Origin of the sequence: Nocardiopsis lambiniae, from assembly GCF_031845465.1 — a bacterium.
In the GTDB taxonomy this organism is placed as follows: Bacteria; Actinomycetota; Actinomycetes; order Streptosporangiales; family Streptosporangiaceae; genus Nocardiopsis; species Nocardiopsis lambiniae.
Window position 1 is genome coordinate 320,958 of sequence record NZ_JAVREP010000003.1, and the last position, 21,859, is coordinate 342,816.

Annotated in this window: 23 protein-coding genes; 14 read left to right on the forward strand and 9 right to left on the reverse strand. The window is 72.0% G+C overall.

The window, feature by feature from the left end; translation table 11 throughout:
• Positions 1-3 precede the first annotated feature (3 nt).
• From RM479_RS07475 to RM479_RS07515, 9 genes are all read left to right on the forward strand, one after another.
• Positions 4-426, forward strand: a complete 423-nt coding sequence (locus tag RM479_RS07475) for a DUF4395 domain-containing protein (protein WP_311510980.1) — start codon at positions 4-6, stop codon at positions 424-426.
• A gap of 89 nt (positions 427-515) precedes the next feature.
• A complete protein-coding gene (locus RM479_RS07480; RefSeq protein WP_274808448.1) occupies positions 516-1,361 on the forward strand; it encodes a sulfurtransferase in 846 nt (281 codons plus the stop codon).
• Entirely contained in the window at positions 1,358-1,663 is a 306-nt protein-coding gene (locus tag RM479_RS07485) for a DUF1416 domain-containing protein (RefSeq protein WP_311510981.1), read from the forward strand. Before RM479_RS07480 ends, RM479_RS07485 begins: the two co-directional genes overlap by 4 nt.
• A 217-nt stretch (positions 1,664-1,880) precedes the next feature.
• A complete protein-coding gene (locus RM479_RS07490) occupies positions 1,881-3,482 on the forward strand; it encodes an alpha/beta hydrolase (RefSeq protein WP_311510982.1) in 1,602 nt (533 codons plus the stop codon).
• Positions 3,483-3,738: 256 nt separating this feature from the next.
• Complete coding sequence (locus RM479_RS07495; RefSeq protein WP_311511023.1) at positions 3,739-5,781, forward strand: hypothetical protein; 2,043 nt, start codon at positions 3,739-3,741, stop codon at positions 5,779-5,781.
• Positions 5,782-5,864: 83 nt separating this feature from the next.
• Positions 5,865-7,121 (forward strand): Mur ligase family protein, encoded by a 1,257-nt coding sequence (locus tag RM479_RS07500; RefSeq protein WP_311510983.1) that lies wholly within the window; start codon positions 5,865-5,867, stop codon positions 7,119-7,121.
• Between the two features lie 9 nt (positions 7,122-7,130).
• Entirely contained in the window at positions 7,131-7,844 is a 714-nt protein-coding gene (locus RM479_RS07505) for a type 1 glutamine amidotransferase (RefSeq protein WP_311510984.1), read from the forward strand.
• 112 nt (positions 7,845-7,956) lie between these two features.
• Positions 7,957-8,877, forward strand: coding sequence for an NADP-dependent oxidoreductase (locus tag RM479_RS07510; protein WP_397221569.1), 921 nt, complete (start codon positions 7,957-7,959; stop codon positions 8,875-8,877).
• A 55-nt stretch (positions 8,878-8,932) separates the two neighbouring features.
• Positions 8,933-9,610, forward strand: a complete 678-nt coding sequence (locus tag RM479_RS07515; RefSeq protein WP_311510986.1) for a DUF4352 domain-containing protein — start codon at positions 8,933-8,935, stop codon at positions 9,608-9,610.
• On the opposite strand, the gene RM479_RS07520 is transcribed toward RM479_RS07515, so the two are convergent.
• From RM479_RS07520 to RM479_RS07530, 3 genes are all read right to left on the reverse strand, one after another.
• Complete coding sequence (locus tag RM479_RS07520) at positions 9,597-9,995, reverse strand: YrdB family protein (RefSeq protein WP_311510987.1); 399 nt, start codon at positions 9,993-9,995, stop codon at positions 9,597-9,599. The two genes, RM479_RS07515 and RM479_RS07520, sit on opposite strands and share 14 nt — an antisense overlap.
• A 133-nt stretch (positions 9,996-10,128) precedes the next feature.
• On the reverse strand, positions 10,129-11,151 hold the full coding sequence (ygfZ, locus tag RM479_RS07525) for a CAF17-like 4Fe-4S cluster assembly/insertion protein YgfZ (protein WP_311510988.1): 1,023 nt from the start codon (positions 11,149-11,151) through the stop codon (positions 10,129-10,131).
• A 319-nt stretch (positions 11,152-11,470) separates the two neighbouring features.
• On the reverse strand, positions 11,471-12,022 hold the full coding sequence (locus RM479_RS07530) for an FABP family protein (protein WP_311510989.1): 552 nt from the start codon (positions 12,020-12,022) through the stop codon (positions 11,471-11,473).
• 190 nt (positions 12,023-12,212) lie between these two features.
• Here RM479_RS07530 and RM479_RS07535 point away from each other — a divergent pair, with 190 nt between their 5' ends.
• Both RM479_RS07535 and RM479_RS07540 read left to right on the forward strand, forming a co-directional pair.
• The gene (locus tag RM479_RS07535) at positions 12,213-12,980 is read left to right on the forward strand and encodes a GIDE domain-containing protein (protein ID WP_311510990.1); all 768 of its coding nucleotides are present in this window, start codon (positions 12,213-12,215) and stop codon (positions 12,978-12,980) included.
• A 24-nt stretch (positions 12,981-13,004) separates the two neighbouring features.
• Entirely contained in the window at positions 13,005-13,367 is a 363-nt protein-coding gene (locus RM479_RS07540) for a DsrE family protein (protein WP_311510991.1), read from the forward strand.
• A 68-nt stretch (positions 13,368-13,435) separates the two neighbouring features.
• On the opposite strand, the gene RM479_RS07545 is transcribed toward RM479_RS07540, so the two are convergent.
• The 5 genes from RM479_RS07545 to RM479_RS07565 form a co-directional block, all read right to left on the reverse strand.
• The gene (locus tag RM479_RS07545) at positions 13,436-14,182 is read right to left on the reverse strand and encodes a phosphoglyceromutase (RefSeq protein ID WP_311510992.1); all 747 of its coding nucleotides are present in this window, start codon (positions 14,180-14,182) and stop codon (positions 13,436-13,438) included.
• 193 nt (positions 14,183-14,375) lie between these two features.
• The gene (locus RM479_RS07550) at positions 14,376-14,888 is read right to left on the reverse strand and encodes a YbjN domain-containing protein (protein WP_311510993.1); all 513 of its coding nucleotides are present in this window, start codon (positions 14,886-14,888) and stop codon (positions 14,376-14,378) included.
• A gap of 33 nt (positions 14,889-14,921) precedes the next feature.
• A complete protein-coding gene (gene mshA, locus RM479_RS07555; RefSeq protein WP_311510994.1) occupies positions 14,922-16,232 on the reverse strand; it encodes a D-inositol-3-phosphate glycosyltransferase in 1,311 nt (436 codons plus the stop codon).
• A 108-nt stretch (positions 16,233-16,340) separates the two neighbouring features.
• Positions 16,341-17,153, reverse strand: a complete 813-nt coding sequence (locus RM479_RS07560; RefSeq protein WP_311510995.1) for an esterase — start codon at positions 17,151-17,153, stop codon at positions 16,341-16,343.
• 109 nt (positions 17,154-17,262) lie between these two features.
• Positions 17,263-18,246, reverse strand: a complete 984-nt coding sequence (locus tag RM479_RS07565) for a YbgA family protein (RefSeq protein ID WP_311510996.1) — start codon at positions 18,244-18,246, stop codon at positions 17,263-17,265.
• 99 nt (positions 18,247-18,345) lie between these two features.
• Here RM479_RS07565 and RM479_RS07570 point away from each other — a divergent pair, with 99 nt between their 5' ends.
• Positions 18,346-19,644: a cryptochrome/photolyase family protein gene (locus tag RM479_RS07570; RefSeq protein ID WP_311510997.1), complete on the forward strand. Its 1,299-nt coding sequence runs from the start codon at positions 18,346-18,348 to the stop codon at positions 19,642-19,644.
• A gap of 106 nt (positions 19,645-19,750) precedes the next feature.
• Here the strand turns inward: RM479_RS07570 and RM479_RS07575 are convergent, their stop codons facing one another.
• A complete protein-coding gene (locus tag RM479_RS07575) occupies positions 19,751-20,281 on the reverse strand; it encodes an O-acetyl-ADP-ribose deacetylase (protein WP_311510998.1) in 531 nt (176 codons plus the stop codon).
• Between the two features lie 229 nt (positions 20,282-20,510).
• Between RM479_RS07575 and RM479_RS07580 the strand changes: the two genes are divergently transcribed.
• Both RM479_RS07580 and RM479_RS07585 read left to right on the forward strand, forming a co-directional pair.
• The gene (locus RM479_RS07580; RefSeq protein ID WP_274808427.1) at positions 20,511-20,873 is read left to right on the forward strand and encodes a BlaI/MecI/CopY family transcriptional regulator; all 363 of its coding nucleotides are present in this window, start codon (positions 20,511-20,513) and stop codon (positions 20,871-20,873) included.
• Between the two features lie 5 nt (positions 20,874-20,878).
• A complete protein-coding gene (locus RM479_RS07585) occupies positions 20,879-21,823 on the forward strand; it encodes a M56 family metallopeptidase (protein ID WP_311510999.1) in 945 nt (314 codons plus the stop codon).
• Positions 21,824-21,859 lie beyond the last annotated feature (36 nt).

The following is a 21,859-nucleotide window of genomic DNA, read 5'->3' on the forward strand; positions in this document are numbered from 1 at the left end:
GTCATGCAGGTCGACCCTCGCGGACAGCGCTTCGCCGCTGTCCTGACCACCCTCGTGCTGGCCGCCGCCCTCGCCTTCGCCCAACCCTGGATCCTGGGGTTCCAGGCCGTGGTGTTCGCGATCGGCGTCCTCGCGGGTGTGCGCCACTCGCCCTACGCCCTGTTGTTCTCCACCGTCGTACGGCCCCGGCTGGGCCCGCCCTCCGAAACGGAGGACGCCCGGCCGCCCCGGTTCGCGCAAGGGGTGGGACTCGCCTTCGCCGCCCTCGGACTCATCGGATACCTGGTGGGTCCCGAGTGGCTCGGTGTCGGCGCGACCGCCCTCGCCCTCACCGCCGCCTTCCTCAACGCCGCCTTCGCCTTCTGCGCCGGATGCGAGATGTACCTTCTCGGCCGCCGTCTCCTGGCGACGGGGAAGCCGGCCTGATCCCCCTCCGTGCCCACCGGACCCCGTGTCCGGTGGGAACCGAACAGCCCACGCGACACCGCACGCAAAGAAACAACAGGAGGTTCCCCATGAGCCGCTCCGACGTCCTTGTGGACGCCGACTGGGTGGAGGCTCACCTGGACGACGCCACCGTGGTCCTGGTCGAGGTCGACGAGGACACGTCCGCCTACGACAAGGGACACATCCCCGGCGCCGTCAAGATCGACTGGAAGACGGACCTCCAGGACCCGGTCCGCCGTGACTTCGTGGACAGGACCGGTTTCGAGAGGCTGCTGTCCGCCAAGGGCATCTCCAACGACGACCAGGTCGTCCTCTACGGCGGCAACAACAACTGGTTCGCGGCCTACGCCTACTGGTACTTCAAGCTCTACGGCCACGACAACGTCCGTCTGCTCGACGGTGGCCGCAAGAAGTGGGAGCTGGACTCCCGCGAGCTGGTGGAGGAGGTCCCCGAGCGGACCGCCACCGAGTACCGGGCCCAGGACCAGGACCTGAGCATCCGCGCCTTCCGTGACGAGGTCGTCGAGGCCATCGGCACCAAGGACCTGGTCGACGTGCGCTCGCCCGACGAGTTCGTCGGCAAGCTGCTGGCCCCCGCGCACCTGCCGCAGGAGTCCTCGCAGCGTCCGGGCCACATCCCGACCGCGCGCAACATCCCGTGGGCGAAGACCGCCAACGAGGACGGCACCTTCAAGACCGCCGAGGAGCTCCGCGAGCTCTACACGGAGGCCGGGGTCGACCTGGAGAAGGAGATCATCGCCTACTGCCGCATCGGCGAGCGCTCCTCGCACACCTGGTTCGCCCTGCACGAGATCATCGGCCTGGAGAACGTCAAGAACTACGACGGCTCGTGGACCGAGTACGGCTCCCTGGTGGGCGTGCCGGTCGAGCTCGGAGAGGCGGAGACCAAGTGAGCGACAGCTGCGGAGCACCGGTCGGCGGGGTCGCCCTCGCCGACGTCAACGCCGGAGACCAGGCGGTCATCCAGGGCACGGTGACGCGTGACGGTCAGCCGCTGCGCGGCGCCTACGCGCGACTCCTCAACGCCTCCGACGACTTCGTCGGCGAGGTCGCCACCGGTGACGAGGGGACCTTCCGGTTCTTCGCCGCCGACGGCGACTGGAAGGTGCGCGTCCTGGCCTCCCAGGGCTTCACCGGCGAGTACCCGGTGCGGGCCGAGGTCGGCAAGGTCATCGACCTCCAGGTCCAGGCCTGATCCGATCCCGTCCGGCCCCGGCCGGGCCGGACTGAGACGACACGGGGCGTCGGAGGGAGCCGGTGGCTCCCCCGGCGCCCCTTCGTGTCCCCTTTGTGTCGTACGGCATGCCCCATTCCGTGATGAGCCCGAAACCACTTTCGCGGTGGCCCCGTCCCATCCCCCGTCCGAGAAACGGGGCACGGCGACGAGGCCGTGCGGAGAGGGGCGCGAACACGTGAGGTACACAGGGGTGCCGGCGCTGGCGGGCGTCGTGACATTGCTGGTCGCCGGATGTACGGCGATCACACCGGCGGGACCGGGGGACGCGGAGAACGTCGCGGTCACCGCTCTGGACTGGACGCCCTGCTACGAGGGGGACGAGGCCGAGGAGGCCGCCGAGGAGTACGGCGACAGCGCGTGGGTGACCGCCCTGGAGTGCGCCACCCTCGCGGTCCCCCTCGACCACGACACCCCCGACGGGGACACCATCGACATCGCGCTGGCCCGGGTGCCCGCCACCGGCGGTCCCGACGAGCGGATCGGCTCGCTGGTCCTCAACCCGGGCGGCCCCGGTGAGTCGGGGCTGGAGATGCTCTCTCACCCCCAGCTGAGCGAGGAGATCGGAGAGGCCTTCGACATCGTCTCCTTCGACCCGCGCGGGGTCGGCGACAGCGGCGGCTTCGCCTGCGGGAACTGGGACGCGCTGGCCGCCGCCCAGTACGAGGTCGACGACCCCACGGCCGTCACCGACGCCGACCTGGACCGCCTGGAGCGGGCGGCCCGCGACTACGCCGACGACTGCGCCGAGACGGTGGGGGAGGAGTTCCTCGCCGAGATCGGCACCGTCAACGTGGTCCGCGATCTCGACCTCGTCCGCGCCGCCCTGGGCGACGAGGCCCTGAGCTACGTGGGCTACTCCTACGGCACCTACATCGGTGCCCTGTACGCGGAGATGTTCCCCGCGAACACCCGCGCCCTCGTGCTGGACGGCGCGGTCGAGACCGAGCGGCCCAACGTGGAGGTCGCGCTGGACCAGGCACAGGCCTTCCAGACGTCCTGGGAGTTGTTCGTCACCGACTGCTCCGGCGAGGGGACCTGCCCCTTCACCGGTGCGGAGGCGGCCGAGGACGAGATGACCGACCTCCTCCTGCGACTCGACGCCGACCCGCCCGTCGTCCAGGACACCCCCATCGACGCCGGCACCATGCTGGGGATGGTGGGCCAGGCGCTCTACGACGAGACCGTCTGGACCGACATGGCCCACACCCTGACCGCCCTGGAGGAGGAGGCCGCCGACGCCGACGAACTCCTCGCGGAGTTCTACGACCTCACCTACGGCTCCTCGTACGAGGACGACACCGCCGGTGAGGGCGGAGAGGCCGCCCGGAACGAGGACGAGGAGGGCGAGGGGTTCCACGAGGACGCCGACGCGGCGCTGACCGCCATCAACTGCGCCGACCGGGTCGACCCCACCGACCTCGACGTCTACCGGGACGCCGCGGAGAGGATCGCCGTCGACACGCCGTTCTTCGGCCCCGACCTGGTGTGGGGGCAGCTGCCCTGCGCCTACTGGCCCGACACCGACGTCGCCCCGACCGGGTTCACCGCGCCCGACGCGCCCCCGATCGTGGTGGTCGGCACCCTCGGCGACCCGGCCACACCCTACGCCTGGGCCGAGGAGCTGGCCGACCAGCTGGACACCGCGACCCTGGTCACCTACGAGGGCGCCGGTCACACCGCCTACGGCTACGGCATGCCCTGCGTGGACGACCCGATCGACGCCTACCTCCTGCGCGGAGAGGTCCCCGAACCCGGCCTCAGCTGCCCGGCCTACTGATCCCTCGGGGACACGGCCTCCGACGGGCACGGACCGCCCGGTCGCGGGGAGACACGCCGCGACGGTGACAAGCCGGCCCGGTGGTGACAGCATCGTGCCCACACGCGTCGGCCCGGGTCGGCCGTGTCCCCGAGTGAACCGAGTCCCCGGCCGCCCCTCGGGCGGTCGATCAGGAGGTGTTCGGACGGTGCCCCCCATCCCGAGGCCGGACGGCGTGAGCGCGCGTACCTATGTCGGCTGGCGGTACACCGTGCTCATGCCCCCGCCCGGCCCGCCCCCGCGTCGGCCGACCCCGGCCGACGCGGAGGCCGTCGACGAGCAGTGGATCGCCGACCAGCGCGACAGCGAGGCCCGCACCAACCGGCCGCTGCACGTCGCGCTGGTCGGGCTCGGCGTGTTCGCCCTGCTGTGTCCGCTGCTGTGGTCCCTGCGGGTCCTGCCCGGGAACCTCGCCGTGGGCGGTGTCCTGGCCTGCGTGACCATCGCCGCCCCGATCGTCTTCGCCCTGCTCCAGAGCCGACAGGTGATCGCGGGCCGGCTCATGCTGGCCCGCGAACGCCTGGAGGCCGAACGCGCCGCCCGCGAGAACGCGCTGCGCGAACGCCTCGACGAGCACGCTCGGGAGCACACCGCCTGGCAGGCCGCCTGCCGGGCCTTCGAGGCCCGACCCCTCTGGTACGGGGTGACCGCCCCCGCCGACACGGGCGCGATCATCGTCGTCGGCGGGGCGGACGCCGGATGGTCGGCGCTGCTCACCACCATCGGCGTGTCCCGGCTGCGCGAGGGCGGCGACCTCACCGTCGTCGACCTCACCGGTCGCTCGGTGACCCGCGACCTGGTCCGCCTGGCACGGCGCTGCGCGGTGGCCCCGCGCCGGTGGGTGCTGCCGGCCGACCTGCCGTGCATGACGCTCGGCACCGACCTGGACGCCGGTCAGCGCGCCCGCATCCTCTCCGCCGTCGCGGCGGCCTCCGGGACCGTCGACGACGTCGACGCCGACGAGACCCTCCTGCTGCGGCTCATGGAGGTGCTCGGCCCCCGGGCGGGCATCGCCGAACTCATCGGTGGCCTGCGGGCCCTCATCACCCCCGAGGGGGACGCCGCCGAGGACGACCCGGCGCTCGCCCTGCTCACCCCCGACCAACGCGCCCGGGTCCGCGAACGCTGCGCCGGCGGTCACTGGGACCGGGCCTGGGAACTGGAACGCCGCCTCTCCCCGTTCGAGGCGGTCGGCACGCGCGCCGAGGACGGTGCCTACGCCCAGGTCAAGATCATCTCCACGGACCGGGCCTCGGGCGAGGTCGCCGCGCGCGTGTACGGCACCTACGCGGTGGCCGCCCTGAGCGAACTCCTGGAGGTGGCCGGGGTCCCGGCCGACGAGGCCCGCCGTGCCCGGGGGAGGCGCGGTCGCACGGTGGTGGTGTGCGGCGCCGAGACCCTGCCCGAGGGGGAGATCGACCAGGTCCTGGCCGCCGCGGGGAGCGGCGGGGTGGAGGTCGTCCTCATGTTCCGGACCGCCGTGCCGGCCGCCCTGGCGCGGTTCACCGGCCCGGGACGGCTGCCCGTCGTCATGCGCCAGGAGGAGGGGACCGCCCCGGCGGTGGCCGACGCGATCGCCGCCCACCCGTCGGGCGGGCGGTCGGGAGGCGCGGCGCGGTCGGCCCTGCACCGGCTCACCGAGACGGTCGCAGAGGAGGTGGGCGAAGGCGCCACCGCGCCGGAGGAGGACCCCGACGCGGAGGTGGCGGCCGACGACCGTTTCTTCGCCTCCCCGCACACCGACTCGGGCGCCGTCATCCGCAACGCCGCCGCCGCCGTCGCCCCCTTGGACCTGGTCCGCCATGTGAGATCGGCCACGGTGTGGGGCCGGGCGACGGCCGCACAGGAGTGGGCCGACGCACCCCTGTCCGCCGAGGACGATCCGACCCGGCACACCCGACCGTTCTCCCCCGACGCCGACGCGCTGTGCGCCCTGCCGGCCACGGCCGCCCTCGTTCTGGGCCCCGACGGCCCTGTCCTGGCCGACACCAATCCGGGTATTCTCACCCTGTCCACGGCAACACTGGCCACAGTGGACGACTCCCGGATCAGTGGTGACGAAACAGGCGCGGTGGCCGGTGCGTCGACGGAGGCACGCGGCCACGACGGCGGGGTCCGCCCCCGCATCCTTCCTGCCGTCGCCGCTCCCGACACGCCCGTCGGGGCCGTACCGGACCCGGTGGGGACCGATGGGGCGGTGGGGCGTGTGCCGCCCAACCTCGGCCCTCCTCCGGAGCGGCTGGACTGGCGGAGCCGATAGCCGGTGGACAATAGGCTTGGCCCGACACATCGCCCGCCGCCGCAACGCATCGGCGCAGGTGATCAAGCGATCGTGGAGAGTACATGAGCGAGCTTCCCTTGCGCGCCCAACTGGCATCGGTACTGGGGAGGAGTGCGGCCGGCCTGTCCCGTGCCACCGGTCGCGGCGACGGTTCCGTGATCGGCGGAAAGATCGCGCTCAAGGTCGAACCCGACCTGCTCTCCAAGCTCGCCAGGGGGCGCAGGCTCGCCCTGGTCAGCGCGACCAACGGCAAGACCACCACCACCCGTCTCATCTCCCACGCCCTGCGGGAGTTCGGCGACGTCGCCACCAACGAGCAGGGCGCCAACATGCCGACCGGGCACATCACGGCGCTGTCGAACAACCGGTCCGCGGTCAACGGCGTCCTGGAGGTCGACGAGAAGTACCTGCCCCAGGTCCTCGTCGCCACCCAGCCCTCGTTCGTGGTCCTGATGAACCTGAGCCGCGACCAGATGGACCGCGCCTCGGAGATCAACCTGCTCGCCAAGCGCTGGCGCACCGCGCTGGGCAAGAGCGACACCCACGTCATCGCCAACGCCGACGACCCGCTCGTCGCCTGGGCGGGGCTGGGAGCCCCCAACGCCACCTGGGTCTCGGCCGGGCAGCGCTGGAAGGAGGACTCCTGGTGCTGCCCCGAGTGCGGCGGCCACCTGCGCCGTGAGCAGGACCCGCACTGGGCCTGCCCCGAGTGCGGACTGGCCCGCCCCGAGACCACCTGGGGCGTGGACAACGACTCCGACGTGCTCGTCACCCCCGACGGCCGCCGCCTCAAGCTCCGGCTCAACCTGCCCGGTGACGCCAACCGCTCCAACGCCGCGATCGCCGCCGCCACCGCCGCCGGCTACGGACTGGACCCCGAGCGCACCGTGGAGCGCCTGCGCGAGATCACCTCGGTCGCGGGCCGTTACACCTCCGTGGTCACCATGGGCGTCGAGGTCCGCCTGCTGCTGGCCAAGAACCCGGCCGGGTGGCTGGAGTCCTTCGCCGTCCTGGACCCGCCCCGCACCCCGGTGATCCTGTCGGTCAACGCGCAGATCCCCGACGGCAAGGACACCTCCTGGCTGTGGGACGTCGACTACACGGTGCTGCGCGACCGCCGCGTGTTCGTCATGGGCGAGCGCCGCACCGACCTGGCCCTGCGCCTGGAGACCGACGGCGTGCGCTTCGAGGTGGCCGACCGGGTGGACGAGGTCCTCGGCAGGCTCAAGGCCGAGCAGCCCGGACTGACCAAGGTCGACCTCATCGCCAACTACACGGCGTTCCAGCAGATCCGCACGGCCTACGGCCGCGTCCAGTAGGAGACACCCATGACGAACACCAGCGCCCTGCGGATCGTGTGGATCTACCCCGACCTGCTGAGCACCTACGGCGACCGCGGCAACGTCCTCATCCTCCAGCGCCGTGCCGAACTGCGCGGGATCCCCACCGAGGTCGTGCACGTCCACTCCAGCGACGCGGTCCCCGAGCAGGGCGATATCTACCTGCTCGGCGGCGGTGAGGACCGCCCCCAGATCCTGGCCGCCGAACGCCTGCGCGCCGACGGCGGTCTGGCCCGTGCCGCCGCCCGCGGCGCCTGCGTCTTCGCGGTGTGCGCCGGCTACCAGATCATCGGCGAGAGCTACGGCGACGACGAGGCCAACCCGCTGCCCGGGATCGGCATCCTCGACATCCGCAGCGGCCGAGGCCAGGCCCGCGCGGTCGGCGAGATCGTCGCCGACGTCGACCCGTCGCTGGGGGTGGGCCGCATCACCGGCTTCGAGAATCACCAGGGCCGTACCGAGATCGGCCCGTCGGCCCTCCCGCTGTCCACCACGGTGCGCGGCGTCGGCAACGACGACCGGACCGAGGGCGCCTACCAGGGCCAGGTGCTGGGCACCTACCTGCACGGCCCGGCGCTGCCGCGCAACCCGCAGCTCGCCGACCTGTTGTTGCGCTGGAGGGTGGGGCAGTTGGCCCCGCTGCCGCAGGCCTGGGGCGACCGACTCCACGAGGAGCGCCTGTCGGCCGCACTGTCCGCCTGAGACGGGCGGACGCGAGGCGAACGCGCACGGCCCGGTGGATCCACCATCTCCCCGCCGGGCCGTCGCCGTGTCCCCGGGACCGGAGGGCGGGCCGTGACTATCGTCGGGGTCCATGAAGGCGATGGCGTTGCGACAGTACGGGACAGAGGACGGACTGCGGGAGACGGAGCTCCCCGACCCCAAGGTGGCCCCCGGTGAGGTCCTGATCCGGGTGCGGGCCGCCGGTGTCAACCCGGTGGACTGGAAGCTGGCCGCGGGCGGACTCGACCCCGTCATGGAGGCCGGCTTCCCCATGGTCCCCGGGTGGGACGTGGCCGGTGTGGTCGAGGCCGTCGGGTTCGACGTATCGGAGTACCGGGTCGGGGACGAGGTCTACGGCTACATCCGCAAGGACTGGGCGCGGAACGGCTCCTACGCCGAACTGGTGTCGGCGAGCGTACGGCTGATCGCCCCGAAACCGGCGTCGATGGACTGGTCGCAGGCGGCCGGGGCCCCGCTGGCCGGGCTCACCGCGCTCCAGGCGATGCGCCGGGCTCGGGTGGGCGACGGGGAGACGGTGCTCGTCCACGCGGCGGCCGGGGGCGTGGGATCCATGGGCGTGCAGATCGCCCGTGCGCTGGGAGCCCGGGTCATCGGCACCGCGAGTGAGCGCAACCACGACTTCGTGCGCTCCCTCGGCGCGGAGCCGGTGACCTACGGTGACGGGCTGGTCGAGCGGGTCCGCGGTCTGGCCCCGTACGGGGTCGACGCGGTGCTGGACTTCGTCGGCTCGGGGGCGGCGGCGCAGAGCCTGCCCCTGGTGGGGTCCCCCGGCCGGGTGCTCTCCGTCGCGGACGCGGAGGTGGCCGCGCTCGGCGGCCACTACGTATGGGTGCGCCCCTCCACCGACGACCTGATCGAGCTGGCCGGGATGGCCGACGCCGGGGTGCTGACCGTCCACGTGGAACACGAACTGCCGTTGGCGGAGGCGGCCGAGGCCTGGCGGTTGAGCAAGAAGGGGCGGACCCGGGGAAAGATCGTGCTCACCGTATGAGTGGTTTCAGGTGATTTGTGAGGAATGAACGACATGTGTTCTGTGTCACAGGTACATGGATGCCAATGACCGATCCCGGGGGTCGGGCGGCGTACTGCGCGCCATCGCGATCCCCGTCGCGGTGTTCGTGGCCGGGACCGGGTGCATCGCGACCACGGTCGCCCTCACCGCCGCCCCGATCCCGACGGTGCGGGTGACCGCGGGCGAGGAGACGCCGATCGTCTCCCCGGACGAGGAAGACCCCGACCCGTCGCCCGAGGGCTCGGGGACCGATCCCGGGCCCCGGGAACCGGAGGAGCCCGCGACCGGCCGGGAGGACGCCGGATCGCACACGCCGAGCGTGCCACCGGAGTCCTACACCGGTGCCTCCACGACCTTCGGGTCGCTCCGGATCCTGGTGGACATCTGTTACACCGACACCACCATCACCGACGGCATGGCGATGCAGTCCACGGCTCCGTCCGGAATGGAGTACCACATCTACCGGCTCCTGGTCACCAACCAGGGCGATTCCCCCACGGTGTTCGACACGTGGGGGACCTATGCCCTGACCACCGAGGGCAAGGAGTACCTCAACGACGACGAGGCCGAGTTCACGGTGGCCTGGGATTACTTCTGGGACGAGATCAACCCCGACACCACCGTCACCGGCTATGTCGTCTTCACGGCGCCGGAGAACACCGAGTTCTCCGAGGTGTGGATCGGTGGAACGGCACCGCTCACCCCGAACTGATCTCCCGGCCCGAGCCCTCCCGACGGCCCAGCAGCCACAGCACCCGGTCGTAGGCGCACACCTGGTACACCACCAGCACCCCGGCGAACGCCAGGGCGGCACCGGTCGCGCCGGCCCAGGCCAGCGCCGCCGCGGAACCGAACAGGACCGCCCACTCCACGAGCAGCCGCACCGGCCCGGGGACCGGCACCGGCGCCCGCCCCGACCTGGACGGGTCGCCGGGGACCGCGAACGTCCCCCACACCGTCGCCACCAGCAACGGCACCGCGAACGTCGCCGACCAGCGCAGATCCGGCAGAAGGTGCCACGCCGCAGAGCCGAACCCGACCAACGCGGTCAGCTCCAGCAACAGCCGCACCACCAGCATCCACGGTCTCAGGGACACCGCATGTCCTTTCCCGTCGAGGACCGGTGAGGGCGTCCAGGGGTTCCGGAGGCCGGCGGCGGGCCGAGGGTCCCCGTTCTCCGGGCGCGCCGGGCACGGACCGAAGCGGAGCGCAGGTCCGAGGGGAACACGGCTAGCGGGGGCGGCGGCGCAGGTCGATCTTGGCGTTGGCGCCCGTGTCCGGGTCCACCACGACCTCCTGGCCCGCGGCGATCCCCTCCACCACCAGTTCGGCGTCGGTCGGCGCGGACCGCTTGACCACGCCCAGGGCGATCGGCCCCAGCTCGTGGTGGCGGGCCGAGGTCCCCACCCGGCCGATCGCTCGGCCGCCGAGTTCGATGGGTGCGCCCACCTCGGGCAGCCGCTCGGCGGTCCCGTCCAGGTGCAGCATGATCAACCGGCGCGGCGGCCGACCCAGGTTGTGCACCCGGGCCACGGTCTCCTGGCCGGGGTAGCAGCCCTTGGTCAGGTGCACCGCCCGACCCACCCAGTCCACCTCGTGCGGAATGGTGCGGTCGTCGGTGTCCAACCCCGGGCGCACCCGGTGGTGCTCGATCCGGTGGGCCTCGTACGACCACAGGCCCGCGGGGCGCACGCCTGCGGCCGTCAACGCCTCGGCGACGGTGACCAGACGGTCCGCGGGGAGGAACAGGTCGATCTCGTCGTCGGCGGCGCGCGCCGGCACGTCCTCGACCCCGACGGCGGCCACGGCCTTCTCCCGCTCGGGCCCCGCCACCGTGAGCACCGCGCGCTCGGCGCTCCGGTCCGTCACCTCGACCCGCAGCATGAACCGCATGGAGTCCAGGAACGCCGCCAGCGCGGCGCCCTCGCCCGGTTCGGTGTGGATCCACGTGGTGATGCCGTCGTCCACCAGGGACAGGTGATGGCGCAGATGCCCCCGGGTGTCCAGCACGAGGGCCTCGGTGCCCGCGCCCGGCCGCAGATCCCGGGTGAGCTGGCTGGTGAGGTCGTTCAACCACGTCAACCGGTCGGGCCCGGTCACCGTGACCACGCCCCGGTTGCTCCGGTCCACCCACGCGCTCGACCGTTCGATGGCGCGGCCCTCGTGGGCCGGGTCGCCATAGTGCGCGGCGACCCCGGAGTCGGGGGACTCGGCGCTCACGGCGCCCGGTGTGCTCAGCAGCGGCGAAGTCATACGACCGAGCCTAGCCCTCTCGTTGAGAGAACCGAAAACCCGTCTCTGACCTGCTGTTTCGCTCGCGAGAAAAACATTTGCCCCGAGGGTCCCCCAGGACGTACCTTCGGTGTCACGCAGGAAAGGAGGTGGTCCCGAAGATGATTTCTCTCAGGACTGGCGAGGTGGCCGTCCGCTAGGACGAGCTCGCGTTTCGCGCGACGTTCGTTCGCGGCGAATCCCTAACGGACACCCGGATCCCGGGCCGCCGGAAGTAGTCCGACCGGCCCCGCCCACACCGGCGGGAAGCGGCCCGGGGTCCGTTCCCCTTCTCCGGGCCCTACCGCTCCCCGGCGTCCTTGCCCGCCCGCTTGAGCTGCGCCGACATGTAGGAGCGCAGCGAGTGCCCGCGCGCCGCCAGGTCCCAGGCGTACCCCAGGGTCTCCCGGTTGTCGCCGAACAGGCCGTAGAGCCGGTGCGAGGCCTTCACGTCGAGACCGGTGGAGGTGTGCAGCACCGCGTCGGTGGCCATCTCGACCCGGTTCGCGAACACCGTGCCCGCGTACGACTCGATGAAGCCCTCGTTGTGGGTGATGAGCACTTCGAGGTGGACGATCGGGGCGCCCTCCTCGCGGTCGGCGGTGTCCTCCTCCGACAGCGCCCGCCAGTACCCCGACTCCTCGGTGACCAGGTCGCCCAGGGTCCCGTCCGGCCTCATCCGCCAGGCCGCGCCCCGGTAGTTCAGATAGGGGAGTCCGGGCCGGTGCTCGAACACGAGCTCCTGGCCGAACTGGAACTCCTCCTCGTCGGCGTATCCGGCGACGCCGACACCTTCCCAGCGGCCGATCAGGAAGGACAGTTTCGCCAGATCGGCGTGAACATCAGCGTGCATGACACCAGAGCGTAGCGGCGTCACGGGTATGGGACGTCCAACGCCATCCCGGGGTGGTGGACTGGACATGCCCAATTGGCCCCGCTTTCTCGGAGAACTGGTAAAGATGGTGATCGACGCGGTGTGCGGTCCCCGGGGTGTGTCGACCCGCCCGCGTCCCCATCTCCGAAGCGCGTCAAAGGGGCGGCCTGTGTTATTGGTGATCGGTTCTGTGCTGCTCGTGATCGCGTTGGTCCTGCTCCCGGTCGCGATCCTGGGCCTGCGGCGATGGCGGCGTCAACAAGGGCTGGCCCGGATCGAACCGGCGGCGCTGGCCGCCCGGACCGGCCAGCGCGTCACGCTCACCGGTGTCGCCGCCCCCGGACCCGCCGGTGCGGTCACCTCCGGCCTGGCCGGGGTGGAGTGCGTCTGGCACGGTCACGAGGTGCTGCGCCACTACATCCCCCTCCAGCGGGACGGCGCGGTGCAGGAGCGCACCTGCGACTCCATCGCCGACTACGGTTCCGAGGAGCTGTTCGGCCTGGTCGCCGAGGGCCGGCGGCTCGACGGCGACCGGATCTTCGTCGACCCCCGCGACGCCCCTCGCGTGCGCGACGCGGAACTGTGCCTCAAGCGCGTGGTGGGCCGCCCCCAGCCCGGTGTCGCCTCGCCCGCCGACGATCTGCTCCCCCGGGTACGGGGCCGCATCTCGGGCGTCTTCCGGGGCGAGACCATCGAGTTCGAGTACCGCGAGTGGGTCGTGCGCCCCGGCTCTCGGGTGCGCGTCACCGGGGAACTGAGCGAGCGGGACGGCCGGATCGTCCTCACCGCCCCCCGGGACGGCTCACTGACCGTCGAGCACGGCGTCGCCGACCGCACCGATCACACCTCCCCCCGCCGCCGCGAGGCCCTGCTGCTCAACGTCGCCTGCGTGGTGTGCGCCCTCTCCGGAATCCTCCTGGTCCTGTTGGGGCTGTGACCCTCCGCCGATAGGCTGACCGCTATGTCCGCTTCCCTGGTGATCAAGGTCACGGTCGGTGCCGATGATCCCGAACGCTGCAACCAGGCCTTCACCGTCGCCGCCACCGCCGTGGTCTCGGGGGTGCCCGTCTCCCTCTGGCTGACCGGTGAGGCCGCCTGGTTCGCCGTCCCCGGACGCGCTGAGGAGTTCACCCTCCCGCACGCCGCCCCCCTGGCCGACCTGCTGGCCGCCGTCCTGGCCGCCGGCACGGTGACCGTGTGCACCCAGTGCGCGGCCCGACGCGACCTCACCGAGGCCGACCTCGTCGAGGGGGCGCGCATCGCGGGCGCCGCCGCCTTCGTCGAGGAGGTCGTCGCCGAGGGCGCCAAGCCCTTGGTCTACTGAGACACCGGCCCCCGGCACGACCGTGCCCGTACCGCCGACGGCGGTACGGGCACGGAAACGCTCGGGGGTTACTTCTTGCCCTGGTTGGCGACCGCCTCGATGGCGGCCTTGGCGGCCTCGGGGTCGAGGTAGGTGCCGCCCGCCGTCTTCGGCTCGAACGCGTCGTCCAGCTCGTAGACCAGCGGGATGCCCGTCGGGATGTTCAGTCCGGCGATCGCGTCGTCACCGATCCCGTCCAGGTGCTTGACCAGCGCGCGCAGCGAGTTGCCGTGCGCGGTCACCAGGACCGTCCTGCCGGCGGCCAGATCCGGGACGATCTCGTCGTACCAGTACGGCAGCGCCCGGTCGAGCACGTCCTTGAGGCACTCGGTGCGCGGCAGCAGCTCCGGCGGCAGGTTCGCGTAGCGGGCGTCCCCGGCCTGGGAGTAGGGGTCGTCGTCGGCGATCGGAGGCGGCGGGGTGTCGTAGGAACGACGCCAGGTCATGAACTGCTCTTCGCCGTACTCGTCGCGCGTCTGCGCCTTGTCCTTGCCCTGGAGGGCGCCGTAGTGGCGCTCGTTCAGCCGCCAGGTGCGCCGGACCGGCAGCCAGTGCAGGTCGGCGGTCTCCAACGCGAGGTTCGCGGTGCGGATCGCGCGCTTGAGCAGCGAGGTGTGCAGGATGTCCGGCGTGACACCGGCCTCCTTGAGCAGTTCGCCGCCCCGGCGGGCCTCGTCCTCGCCCGTGGCCGACAGGTCCACGTCCACCCACCCGGTGAACAGGCCCTTCGCGTTCCAGACACTCTCACCGTGTCGAAGCAGTACCAGAGTTCCCATGAGGAAGAGCCTAGTGCCTGGCGGTGAACGGGGACCGGCCCGGGGGCGACTCCTCGGAGCCGTGCTCTCTCGGGCTCCCCGCCTCGCTCCGGCCCGGTCCCTCACCCCCGACGGGCGACCCGCGGCCGACGGCCCTCGTGTCTCCTCCGCCCCGTCAGGGAACCCGGACGCGTCCCCGCCGCCTCCGGCGGTGTCAGCCCAGGTGACCCTCCGGCGCCAGGTGCGCGAACGCGCGGAGGTTGCGCATGTCGTGACCGCGCTCGGCCCGCCACCGCCACTCCTTGCGGATCGCCGACGCGAACCCTCGCTCCAGAGCGCCGTTGAAGTTCTCGTCCGAGTAGGTGAGCACACAGCCGAGGAGCCGGTCGACCTCGTCCGGGGTGACCCCCTCCAGGGGCAGCCGTCCCCGGATGTACACGTCACCGACCTCGTCGGCGGCGAACGCCATCCCGTACATGTCGGAGTTCCGGCGCATCAACCACAGGTAGAACTCCGCGTGGTTCTCATCGGGCTGCCGACAGAAGAACGAGGTGAGGGTCAGACTGTGCGGTCCCACTTCCAGCCACACCAGGGTCTTGATCTTGGCCTTGCCCGGCAGGGTCACCAGGAACGACTCCTCGCGGGGTCGCTCCGTCTCCAGGTCGGCCTCGGCCACCGCGAAGGCGATCGTCTCGATCGCCGCCGCACGCGCGGTTCGTTCTCCCACTTCGTCCCGTCCCTCCCGTTCCCCCGCCGCGCGTCAGCGCGCGGCGGCCAGCGGCAACCCCGTCGGCATCGCGTACGGGGTGATGCTCTCGCGGTACACGTCGAGCAGTTCGTCCACGGTCCGGTCCCAGCCCAGGGTGGCGGCGTGGACCGGGGCCGCCTTCGCCAGCCTCGCACGCCAGGCCGGCTCGGCGATCAACCGGTGCAGCACCGACGCGTAGTCGGCCGGGTCGTGCCCCTCCACCAGGATCCCCGACCGGTCTCCCGCGACGGCCGTGGTCAACCCGCCGACCTTGGCGGCCACCACCGGGGTGCCGCAGGCCTGCGACTCCACCGCGACCAGCCCGAACGACTCGGAGTGGGACGGCACGACCGTCGCCGTCGCCGCCCGGTAGTAGTCGGCCAACCGTTCGCGCGACTGCGGCGGTTCCATCCGGACCACGTCGGCGACCCCCAGCGAACGCGCCAGGTCGGCCAGGAGCCGGGGTTCGCGCATGCCGGCGCCGGACAGGCCGCCGACCACGCCCACCACCAGCCGCGAGCGCAGCGACGGGTCGCGTTCGAGCAGTCGGGCGGCGGCGTGGATGAGCACGTCGGGAGCCTTGAGCCGCTGCACCCGGCCCACGAACAGCAGCAGTTCCGTGTCCGGAGCCAGGCCGATCCGCTCCAGGGCGGCGCGTCGGGAGCCCGGCGTGAACACGTCCAGGTCGACCCCGGGCGGGATCACGCTGATCTGCGGGTCCCGGGCCCCGTAGTGCTCCTTGAGCTGGTGGGCCTCGTCGTCGGTGTTGGCGATGAGCCGGTCCGCCTGGTGCACGAGCTGGTCCTCGCCGCGCACGCGGGCGTCGGGTTCGGGCAGGTCGCCCTCGGCCAGGGCGGCGTTCTTCACCCGCGCCATGGTGTGCATCGACTGCACCATGGGCACGCCCCAGCGGCGGGCGGCCGACACCCCGGCCTTGCCGGACAGCCAGTAATGGCCGTGCACGAGGTCGTAGCGGCCGGGCTCGCCGCGCGCCTCGGTGCGCAGCATCCCGAAGATGAACGGGCACAGGTACTCGGCCAGGGTGTTCTTGTCCAGGTGACCGTAGGGTCCGGCGGCCAGGTGGCGGACGGAGACCCCGGGGGCGAGTTCGACGACCGGGGGCAGGTCGGGGGAGGTCGCCCGGGTGAACACGTCCACGGCGACACCGCGTTCGGCCATGCGCCGGGCCACCTCGACCACGTAGACGTTGAGTCCGCCGGCGTCACCGGTGCCCGGCTGGTCCAGCGGAGAGGTGTGGAGGCTGACCGTCGCCACACGGGACGGGAACGCCGCCGGCCCTCCCACGGGAACGATTCCAGACACCGCCGGGCCCTCCAGGTCGTGTGCACACGTCTGTCGTCAACAGCGACGAAGGTACACAGTGTTCCCGAGCGGATGATCCCAGGGGTGTGGGTGTTGACGGGCTCGGATCTAGGGTGTAGTGGCCCATCCGGACACCAGGAAGTCCATGGCCTCCGGCAATGAGGGCCCCCACGGATCGGTGGCGTGATCCTCGTCCGAGGAGCGGGTGGTGACCGTCATACCGAGGTCCGAGAGGACGCCCGCCATGCCGTCGACGTCGCCGCCGACCAGCAGGACCCTCGTCGCCTCGGCCGTGGCGACCTCCGTCCCCTCGGGGTTCCAGAGCACGGTCTGCGCGACCGACGGCGAGGCCACCGCCGCCGGTGCCGCGCCACCGGTGCCGCCGACGGCGCGCAGGGTGCGGGGGCGCTCACGGCCGCCCTCGACCGCGCGCACGACGGCCCGGGTGAGCACGCCGGGCTCCCCGGAGACCCGTTCGGGGACGGCGACGACGAACTCCACCCCGGTACGGCACATCTCCCGGTCCAGCGCGCTCCGCGCCTCCTCGTCCACGGCGGTGCGGTGATCTCCGTCGTGCAGCAGGTACAGGACGGGCAGGTCGGCGCTGTCGGGGCCGGGCGGTCTGCGCACCCACAGTTCCCGTTCGCCGCCGGGCGCGGTCTCGTCGGGTACGGTCACGACCTCGGTCGGCCCCGACTGGACGCAGGTGGAGACCTGCCCGGGGCGGGGGAGCGGAGCCGGAAGGCTTCCGTCCTGGGGCAGCCGGACCGCGGCGGTGGTCAGGGCGGGATCGGGGCCGAGGTGGGCGCCGAGCCGCTCGGCGAGCCCCTCGGGGGGCAGCGTGCCGAGCGCGGCGGCGGCCATGATGACCATGCCGGAGGAGACGAGCACGAAGGCACGCCGGGAGAACGTGGTGAACACCGGTGACCTCGGGAGGGGTCGGGAGTCAGGGAACACCCTGTCGAAGAATCAGGGATGTCACTCATTGTAGTCATCCGTGTTTTCTTCGTACAGGGAATTCCCCTATCCGTCACACCGCCAAGGCATGCCTCAAACGCAGGTCGTCCGGGTAGGGACGCAGGTACGTCTGCTGCCGCAACCAGTCCGGGCCGTCCGCCGCCCCGTGGTGGCGCAGCAGCGCCACCGGCAGGCTCAGCGGCGCCCGCTCCTCGCGGTAGTCCTCGATCGCCGCGAGCAGATCGTGCCTGCGCACGTCGTCCAGTCCGTCGCCGATCATCCCGAAGGCGTGCTGAAGGGCGTTGGCGTGCCGGCCCCGATTGGTCCGCGTGGCCATCGCCTTGCAGAACGCCTCGGTGTAGTCCCGCCTGGTGCCCTCCCGGTCCTCCGACCCGGCGCGCGCGGCGATCCGCCCCGTCTCCCGGTACCCCTCCGGGGAATGGGCCATCAGCTGGAGCTTGTGCCGGGTCTGGAAGTCCACCAGGTCGCGGGGACGCCACGACGCCTCCCACAGCTCCCGCAGGCGGGCATGGGCGAAGATCCGTTCCACGAACGCCTCGCGCAGCGCCGGGTCGGACAACCTCCCCTGCTCCTCCACGGGCAGCTCGGGCAGCAGTTCGGTGAGGCGGCCGGCGAACGCCCCCCGGCCCTTGCCGTCCACGCGCTGTTTGTCCTCGTTGAACACCGGCAGGGCCAGCAGCCCGCAGCTGGGCGACTTGTTCTTGAGCACGTACCCGTCCAGGCCGCTCAGTTCGGCCAGTCGGGCATCGGCGATCCCCGCCAGTTCGTCGGTGCGGTCGGAGCCGTCACCGCTGGAGATCACCCGGTCCGCCTCGCCGCGGCGTTGCAGGTGCAGGGTCGGGCGCGGCGTGCCCAGGCCGATCTCGGCCTCCGGACACACCTCCGTCCACTCCACGTACCGGTCGAGTTCGTCCGTGAGAAAGCGATACCGGGAATGACCGCCGTTGTACCGGACGGGGACGCCCAACAGGCAGCTGGAGGCGCCCAAGCGCGGCCTGACCTCGGTCTTCTCCGTCTCTGGAGTGAGAGTGTTCATGCTCTTCCCTTACCCGTTCCCGCGCTCGACCCTCCGTCGGGGCGATACGCGCCACTCACGGTGTCATTCGTCGCACCAAGGGTGAGAGGATGGTGTGTCATGGCACACACCATCGTCCTGTTCACCCAGGACCTGCGCCTGCACGACCACCCGGCCCTCCACGCGGCGTCGCGCGAAGGGGAGACCGTGCTCCCGGTCTTCGTCCTGGATCCCGCGCTGCTGCGCCGGTCCGCCCGCAACCGGGTACGCGCCCTGCTCGACATCCTCAACGACCTCCGCGATGGCCTGCGCTCCCTCGGCGGGGACCTGGTCGTACGGCACGGCGACACCGTGACCGAGGTCGCCGCCCTGGCCCGGGAGACGGGGGCCGACACCGTCCACGTCACCGAGGGCGTCACCCGCACCGCCACGAACCGGGCCGAGCGTCTGCGCGAGGCGGGGCTGCGCGTGGTCTCCCACCCGGGACTGACCGTGGTGCCGCCCGGCGACGTCACCCCCGCGAGCGGGGACCACTACAAGGTGTTCACCCCCTACCTGCGGGCCTGGGAGGCGCACCCCTGGCGCTCCGTCCTCCCCGAGCCCGACGAGGTGCGCTCGCCCGAGGGGGTGGACCCCGGGAAGATCCCCGCGCGCCTGGACGAGGGCCGCGGCTCCCTCGCCGAGCGACCGCTCGCCATGGGGGAGACGGCCGCCCGCCAACGGTTGTGCTCCTGGCTCGACAGCGGTCTGGCCCACTACGCGGACCGGCACGACGACCTGCCCGCCGGGGCGACCTCGCACCTGTCGGCCGACCTCCGCTTCGGCTGCCTGTCGCCGCTGGAGGCGGCGGTGCTCGCCCGCGACGAACCCGGCGGGGCCGAGTTCGTCCGCCAACTCGCCTGGCGCGACTTCCACCACCAGGTCACCGCCGCCTTCCCCGACATGGGCATCCGCGACTATCGGCCCCGCGACACCCGCTGGCGCGACGACCCCGCCGCCCTGAAGGCGTGGAAGGAGGGCCGCACCGGAGTGCCGATCGTGGACGCGGGCATGCGCCAACTGCTGCGCGAGGGGTTCATGCACAACCGCACCCGCATGATCACCGCCGCGTTCCTCACCCGCACCCTGGGCGTGCACTGGCGTGCCGGGGCGGAGCACTTCGCCGACCACCTGCTGGACGGGGACGTCGCGAACAACAACGGCAACTGGCAGTGGGTGGCCGGGACCGGCAACGACACCCGCCCCAACCGGGCGTTCAACCCGCTCCGGCAGGCGCGGCGGTTCGACCCGGAGGGCGTGTACGTGCGCCGGTACGTCCCCGAGCTGGCCGAACTGCCCGGTCGCGCCGCGCACACCCCGTGGGATTCGCTCCTGGGCCCCGACGACTACCCGCCGCCCATCGCCTCCCCCGGTTCCTGACCCGGGTTCGGACTCCCTCTCCTGCCTCCGGCACCCGATCCTCCCCGCCCGCCGCGCGGCACCGACGATCCGGATCCACCGCGTGGAACGGGTCGGTGACGGGGGTTCAGACGGGGCCGAACGCGGACCGGAAGGTCGCCGGCGCGGCGTCGTCGAACAGCACGAGGCGGATCTCCGGCACCCGTGACGGGGCGGTGCGCAGCGCCTCGGCGGCGATCCGGGCGGCGTCGGCCATCGGCCACCGGTAGACGCCCGTGGAGATCGCCGGGAAGGCCACCGACTCCGCGCCCAGCCCGTGGGCGACGCGCAGCGACTCGGTGAAGCAGGAGGCCAAGAGGGCGGACCGGTCCTCGGTCGTGCTGTACACCGGGCCGACGGTGTGGATCACCCAGCGGGCCGGCAGGAGGCCCGCGGTGGTCGCCACCGCCCGACCGGCGGGCAGGCCGCCGCCGTAGTGGGAGGCGCGCAGCTTTCGGCACTCGTCGAGGATCGCCCTGCCGCCCTTGCGGTGGATCGCCCCGTCCACCCCGCCGCCGCCCAGCAGGGAGCCGTTGGCGGCGTTGACGATGGCGTCCACGCGCTGCTCGGTGATGTCGCCCTTGACGATGGCCATCCGGCCGCTCGGTGTGGTGCCCATGTCCCCGTCCTCTCCACGGTCGGGCGGCAGTATCGCATTCCGGGGTGCCCGAGGGCTCGCGAAGAAGTGAATCGGCCCGCCGAGGGCTCGGTTCACCTCCGGTCCGAGAGGCGGGACGGGGTGCCCTTCGGTGCCGGCTCGGGGGCCGAAAGCCCTTGTCCCCAAGGACACGGCGATTTAACGTGGGGGTACGACGCTGTGTAGTACGACCGCAAGTAGACTCGATGACATGAATCGGCTCGGCGAACTTGAACGCGCGGTGATGGATGTACTGTGGGCACGAAATGAACCAATGACGGTTCGTGAGGTCGGCAGGGAACTCGCCGATCGGGATCTGGCCCACACGACCGTCATGACCGTGCTCGACCGACTGGCCAAGAAGAAGGTCGTCACCCGGGCACGCGAAGGTCGTGCGTGGCGGTACCGTCCGGCAGCCAGCCGGGAATCCTACGTCTCGGAGCTGATGTTCGACGCTCTCGGGCAGACGGGTGATCGTGACGCGGCCCTCGCCGCCTTCGTCCAGTCCATGGATGGCAAGGGGGCGGAAGCGCTCCGGCGCGCACTCGCGGAAATCGAGCAGCCAAGGAACTAACCCGTATGGTCAGTGCCGCCCTTCTCACTCTCGTCGCCGTCTCCTGTCTCATCGCGATGGCGCTGCTCCATCGCGCGAAGTGGCCCTCCCGAGGGCCCTACACGGCGGTGATCACCTGGCAGGCACTCGGCCTCGCCTGGGGTGTGTCCACGATCGGCGCGCTCCTGGCCTTCGGGCTCTCCTCGTACCGACTGGGCGCGGCCGGCGGCCTCATGGCCCTGGCCACGGATCTGTTCAGCGGTGAGCTCATCCTCGCCGAGCTCTCCCAGGGACTGGAGGGCGTGAGCCACCTGGTCGCCGTGGTCCTGGCGATCGTGCTCACACTGGTCCTCTTCTCCGGTCTGGTCTCCTCCTTCGTGCAGGTGGTGCGGGTCCGCCGACGCCACCACGACCTGCTCGAACTCGTCGCCAGCGACCACCCCGACGTTCCGGGCGCCCGGGTCATCGAGCACCCGGCCGCCGCCGCGTACTGTCTTCCGGGCGTACTCCGCTCCCAGGTGGTCATCAGTGCCGGCGCCCTCGCCGTGCTGGACAAGCGCGAACTGGCGGCCGTCCTGGCCCACGAGCACGCCCACCTGCGCCAGCGCCACGACCTGGTGCTGCTGCCGTTCTCCTCTCTCAAACGCGCCTTTCCCAAGGTGCGGCTGGTGCGCACCTACTACGAGAGCGTCGCCCTGCTCATCGAGATGTGCGCCGACGACCAGGCGCGCCGCACCAGCTCCTCCCGCGAACTCGCCATGGCGCTGCTCCGGTTCGGCGCCGCCGGACCCGCGCCGGTGCCCGCCGGGGCGATGGCCGCCGTCCAGGAGACCGAACCCGAGGTCATGCGCCGGGTGAACCGCCTGCTGCGACCCGACGACGAGCTTCCGTACCACGCGGGCGCCGTCATCATGGGCGCCTCGGCCTTCCTGCTGGCCTCGGTCACCTGCCTGTGGCACATCCCGATCTGATCCGCCCCGATGTGATCGGAACCCGTGTGACACTGC

Excerpts from the sequence above, each read along its gene's own strand:
- RM479_RS07495 (WP_311511023.1), top strand. The coding sequence starts at position 3,739 with ATGCCCCCGCCCGGCCCGCCCCCGCGTCGGCCGACCCCGGCCGACGCG.
- RM479_RS07545 (WP_311510992.1), bottom strand. The coding sequence starts at position 14,182 with ATGGGAACTCTGGTACTGCTTCGACACGGTGAGAGTGTCTGGAACGCG.
- ygfZ (WP_311510988.1), bottom strand. The coding sequence starts at position 11,151 with ATGACTTCGCCGCTGCTGAGCACACCGGGCGCCGTGAGCGCCGAGTCC.
- RM479_RS07480 (WP_274808448.1), top strand. The coding sequence starts at position 516 with ATGAGCCGCTCCGACGTCCTTGTGGACGCCGACTGGGTGGAGGCTCAC.
- RM479_RS07500 (WP_311510983.1), top strand. The coding sequence starts at position 5,865 with ATGAGCGAGCTTCCCTTGCGCGCCCAACTGGCATCGGTACTGGGGAGG.
- RM479_RS07510 (WP_397221569.1), top strand. The coding sequence starts at position 7,957 with ATGAAGGCGATGGCGTTGCGACAGTACGGGACAGAGGACGGACTGCGG.
- RM479_RS07585 (WP_311510999.1), top strand. The coding sequence starts at position 20,879 with ATGGTCAGTGCCGCCCTTCTCACTCTCGTCGCCGTCTCCTGTCTCATC.
- RM479_RS07505 (WP_311510984.1), top strand. The coding sequence starts at position 7,131 with ATGACGAACACCAGCGCCCTGCGGATCGTGTGGATCTACCCCGACCTG.
- RM479_RS07540 (WP_311510991.1), top strand. The coding sequence starts at position 13,005 with ATGTCCGCTTCCCTGGTGATCAAGGTCACGGTCGGTGCCGATGATCCC.
- RM479_RS07575 (WP_311510998.1), bottom strand. The coding sequence starts at position 20,281 with ATGGGCACCACACCGAGCGGCCGGATGGCCATCGTCAAGGGCGACATC.
- RM479_RS07570 (WP_311510997.1), top strand. The coding sequence starts at position 18,346 with ATGGCACACACCATCGTCCTGTTCACCCAGGACCTGCGCCTGCACGAC.
- RM479_RS07530 (WP_311510989.1), bottom strand. The coding sequence starts at position 12,022 with ATGCACGCTGATGTTCACGCCGATCTGGCGAAACTGTCCTTCCTGATC.
- RM479_RS07475 (WP_311510980.1), top strand. The coding sequence starts at position 4 with ATGCAGGTCGACCCTCGCGGACAGCGCTTCGCCGCTGTCCTGACCACC.
- RM479_RS07565 (WP_311510996.1), bottom strand. The coding sequence starts at position 18,246 with ATGAACACTCTCACTCCAGAGACGGAGAAGACCGAGGTCAGGCCGCGC.
- RM479_RS07515 (WP_311510986.1), top strand. The coding sequence starts at position 8,933 with ATGGATGCCAATGACCGATCCCGGGGGTCGGGCGGCGTACTGCGCGCC.
- RM479_RS07580 (WP_274808427.1), top strand. The coding sequence starts at position 20,511 with ATGAATCGGCTCGGCGAACTTGAACGCGCGGTGATGGATGTACTGTGG.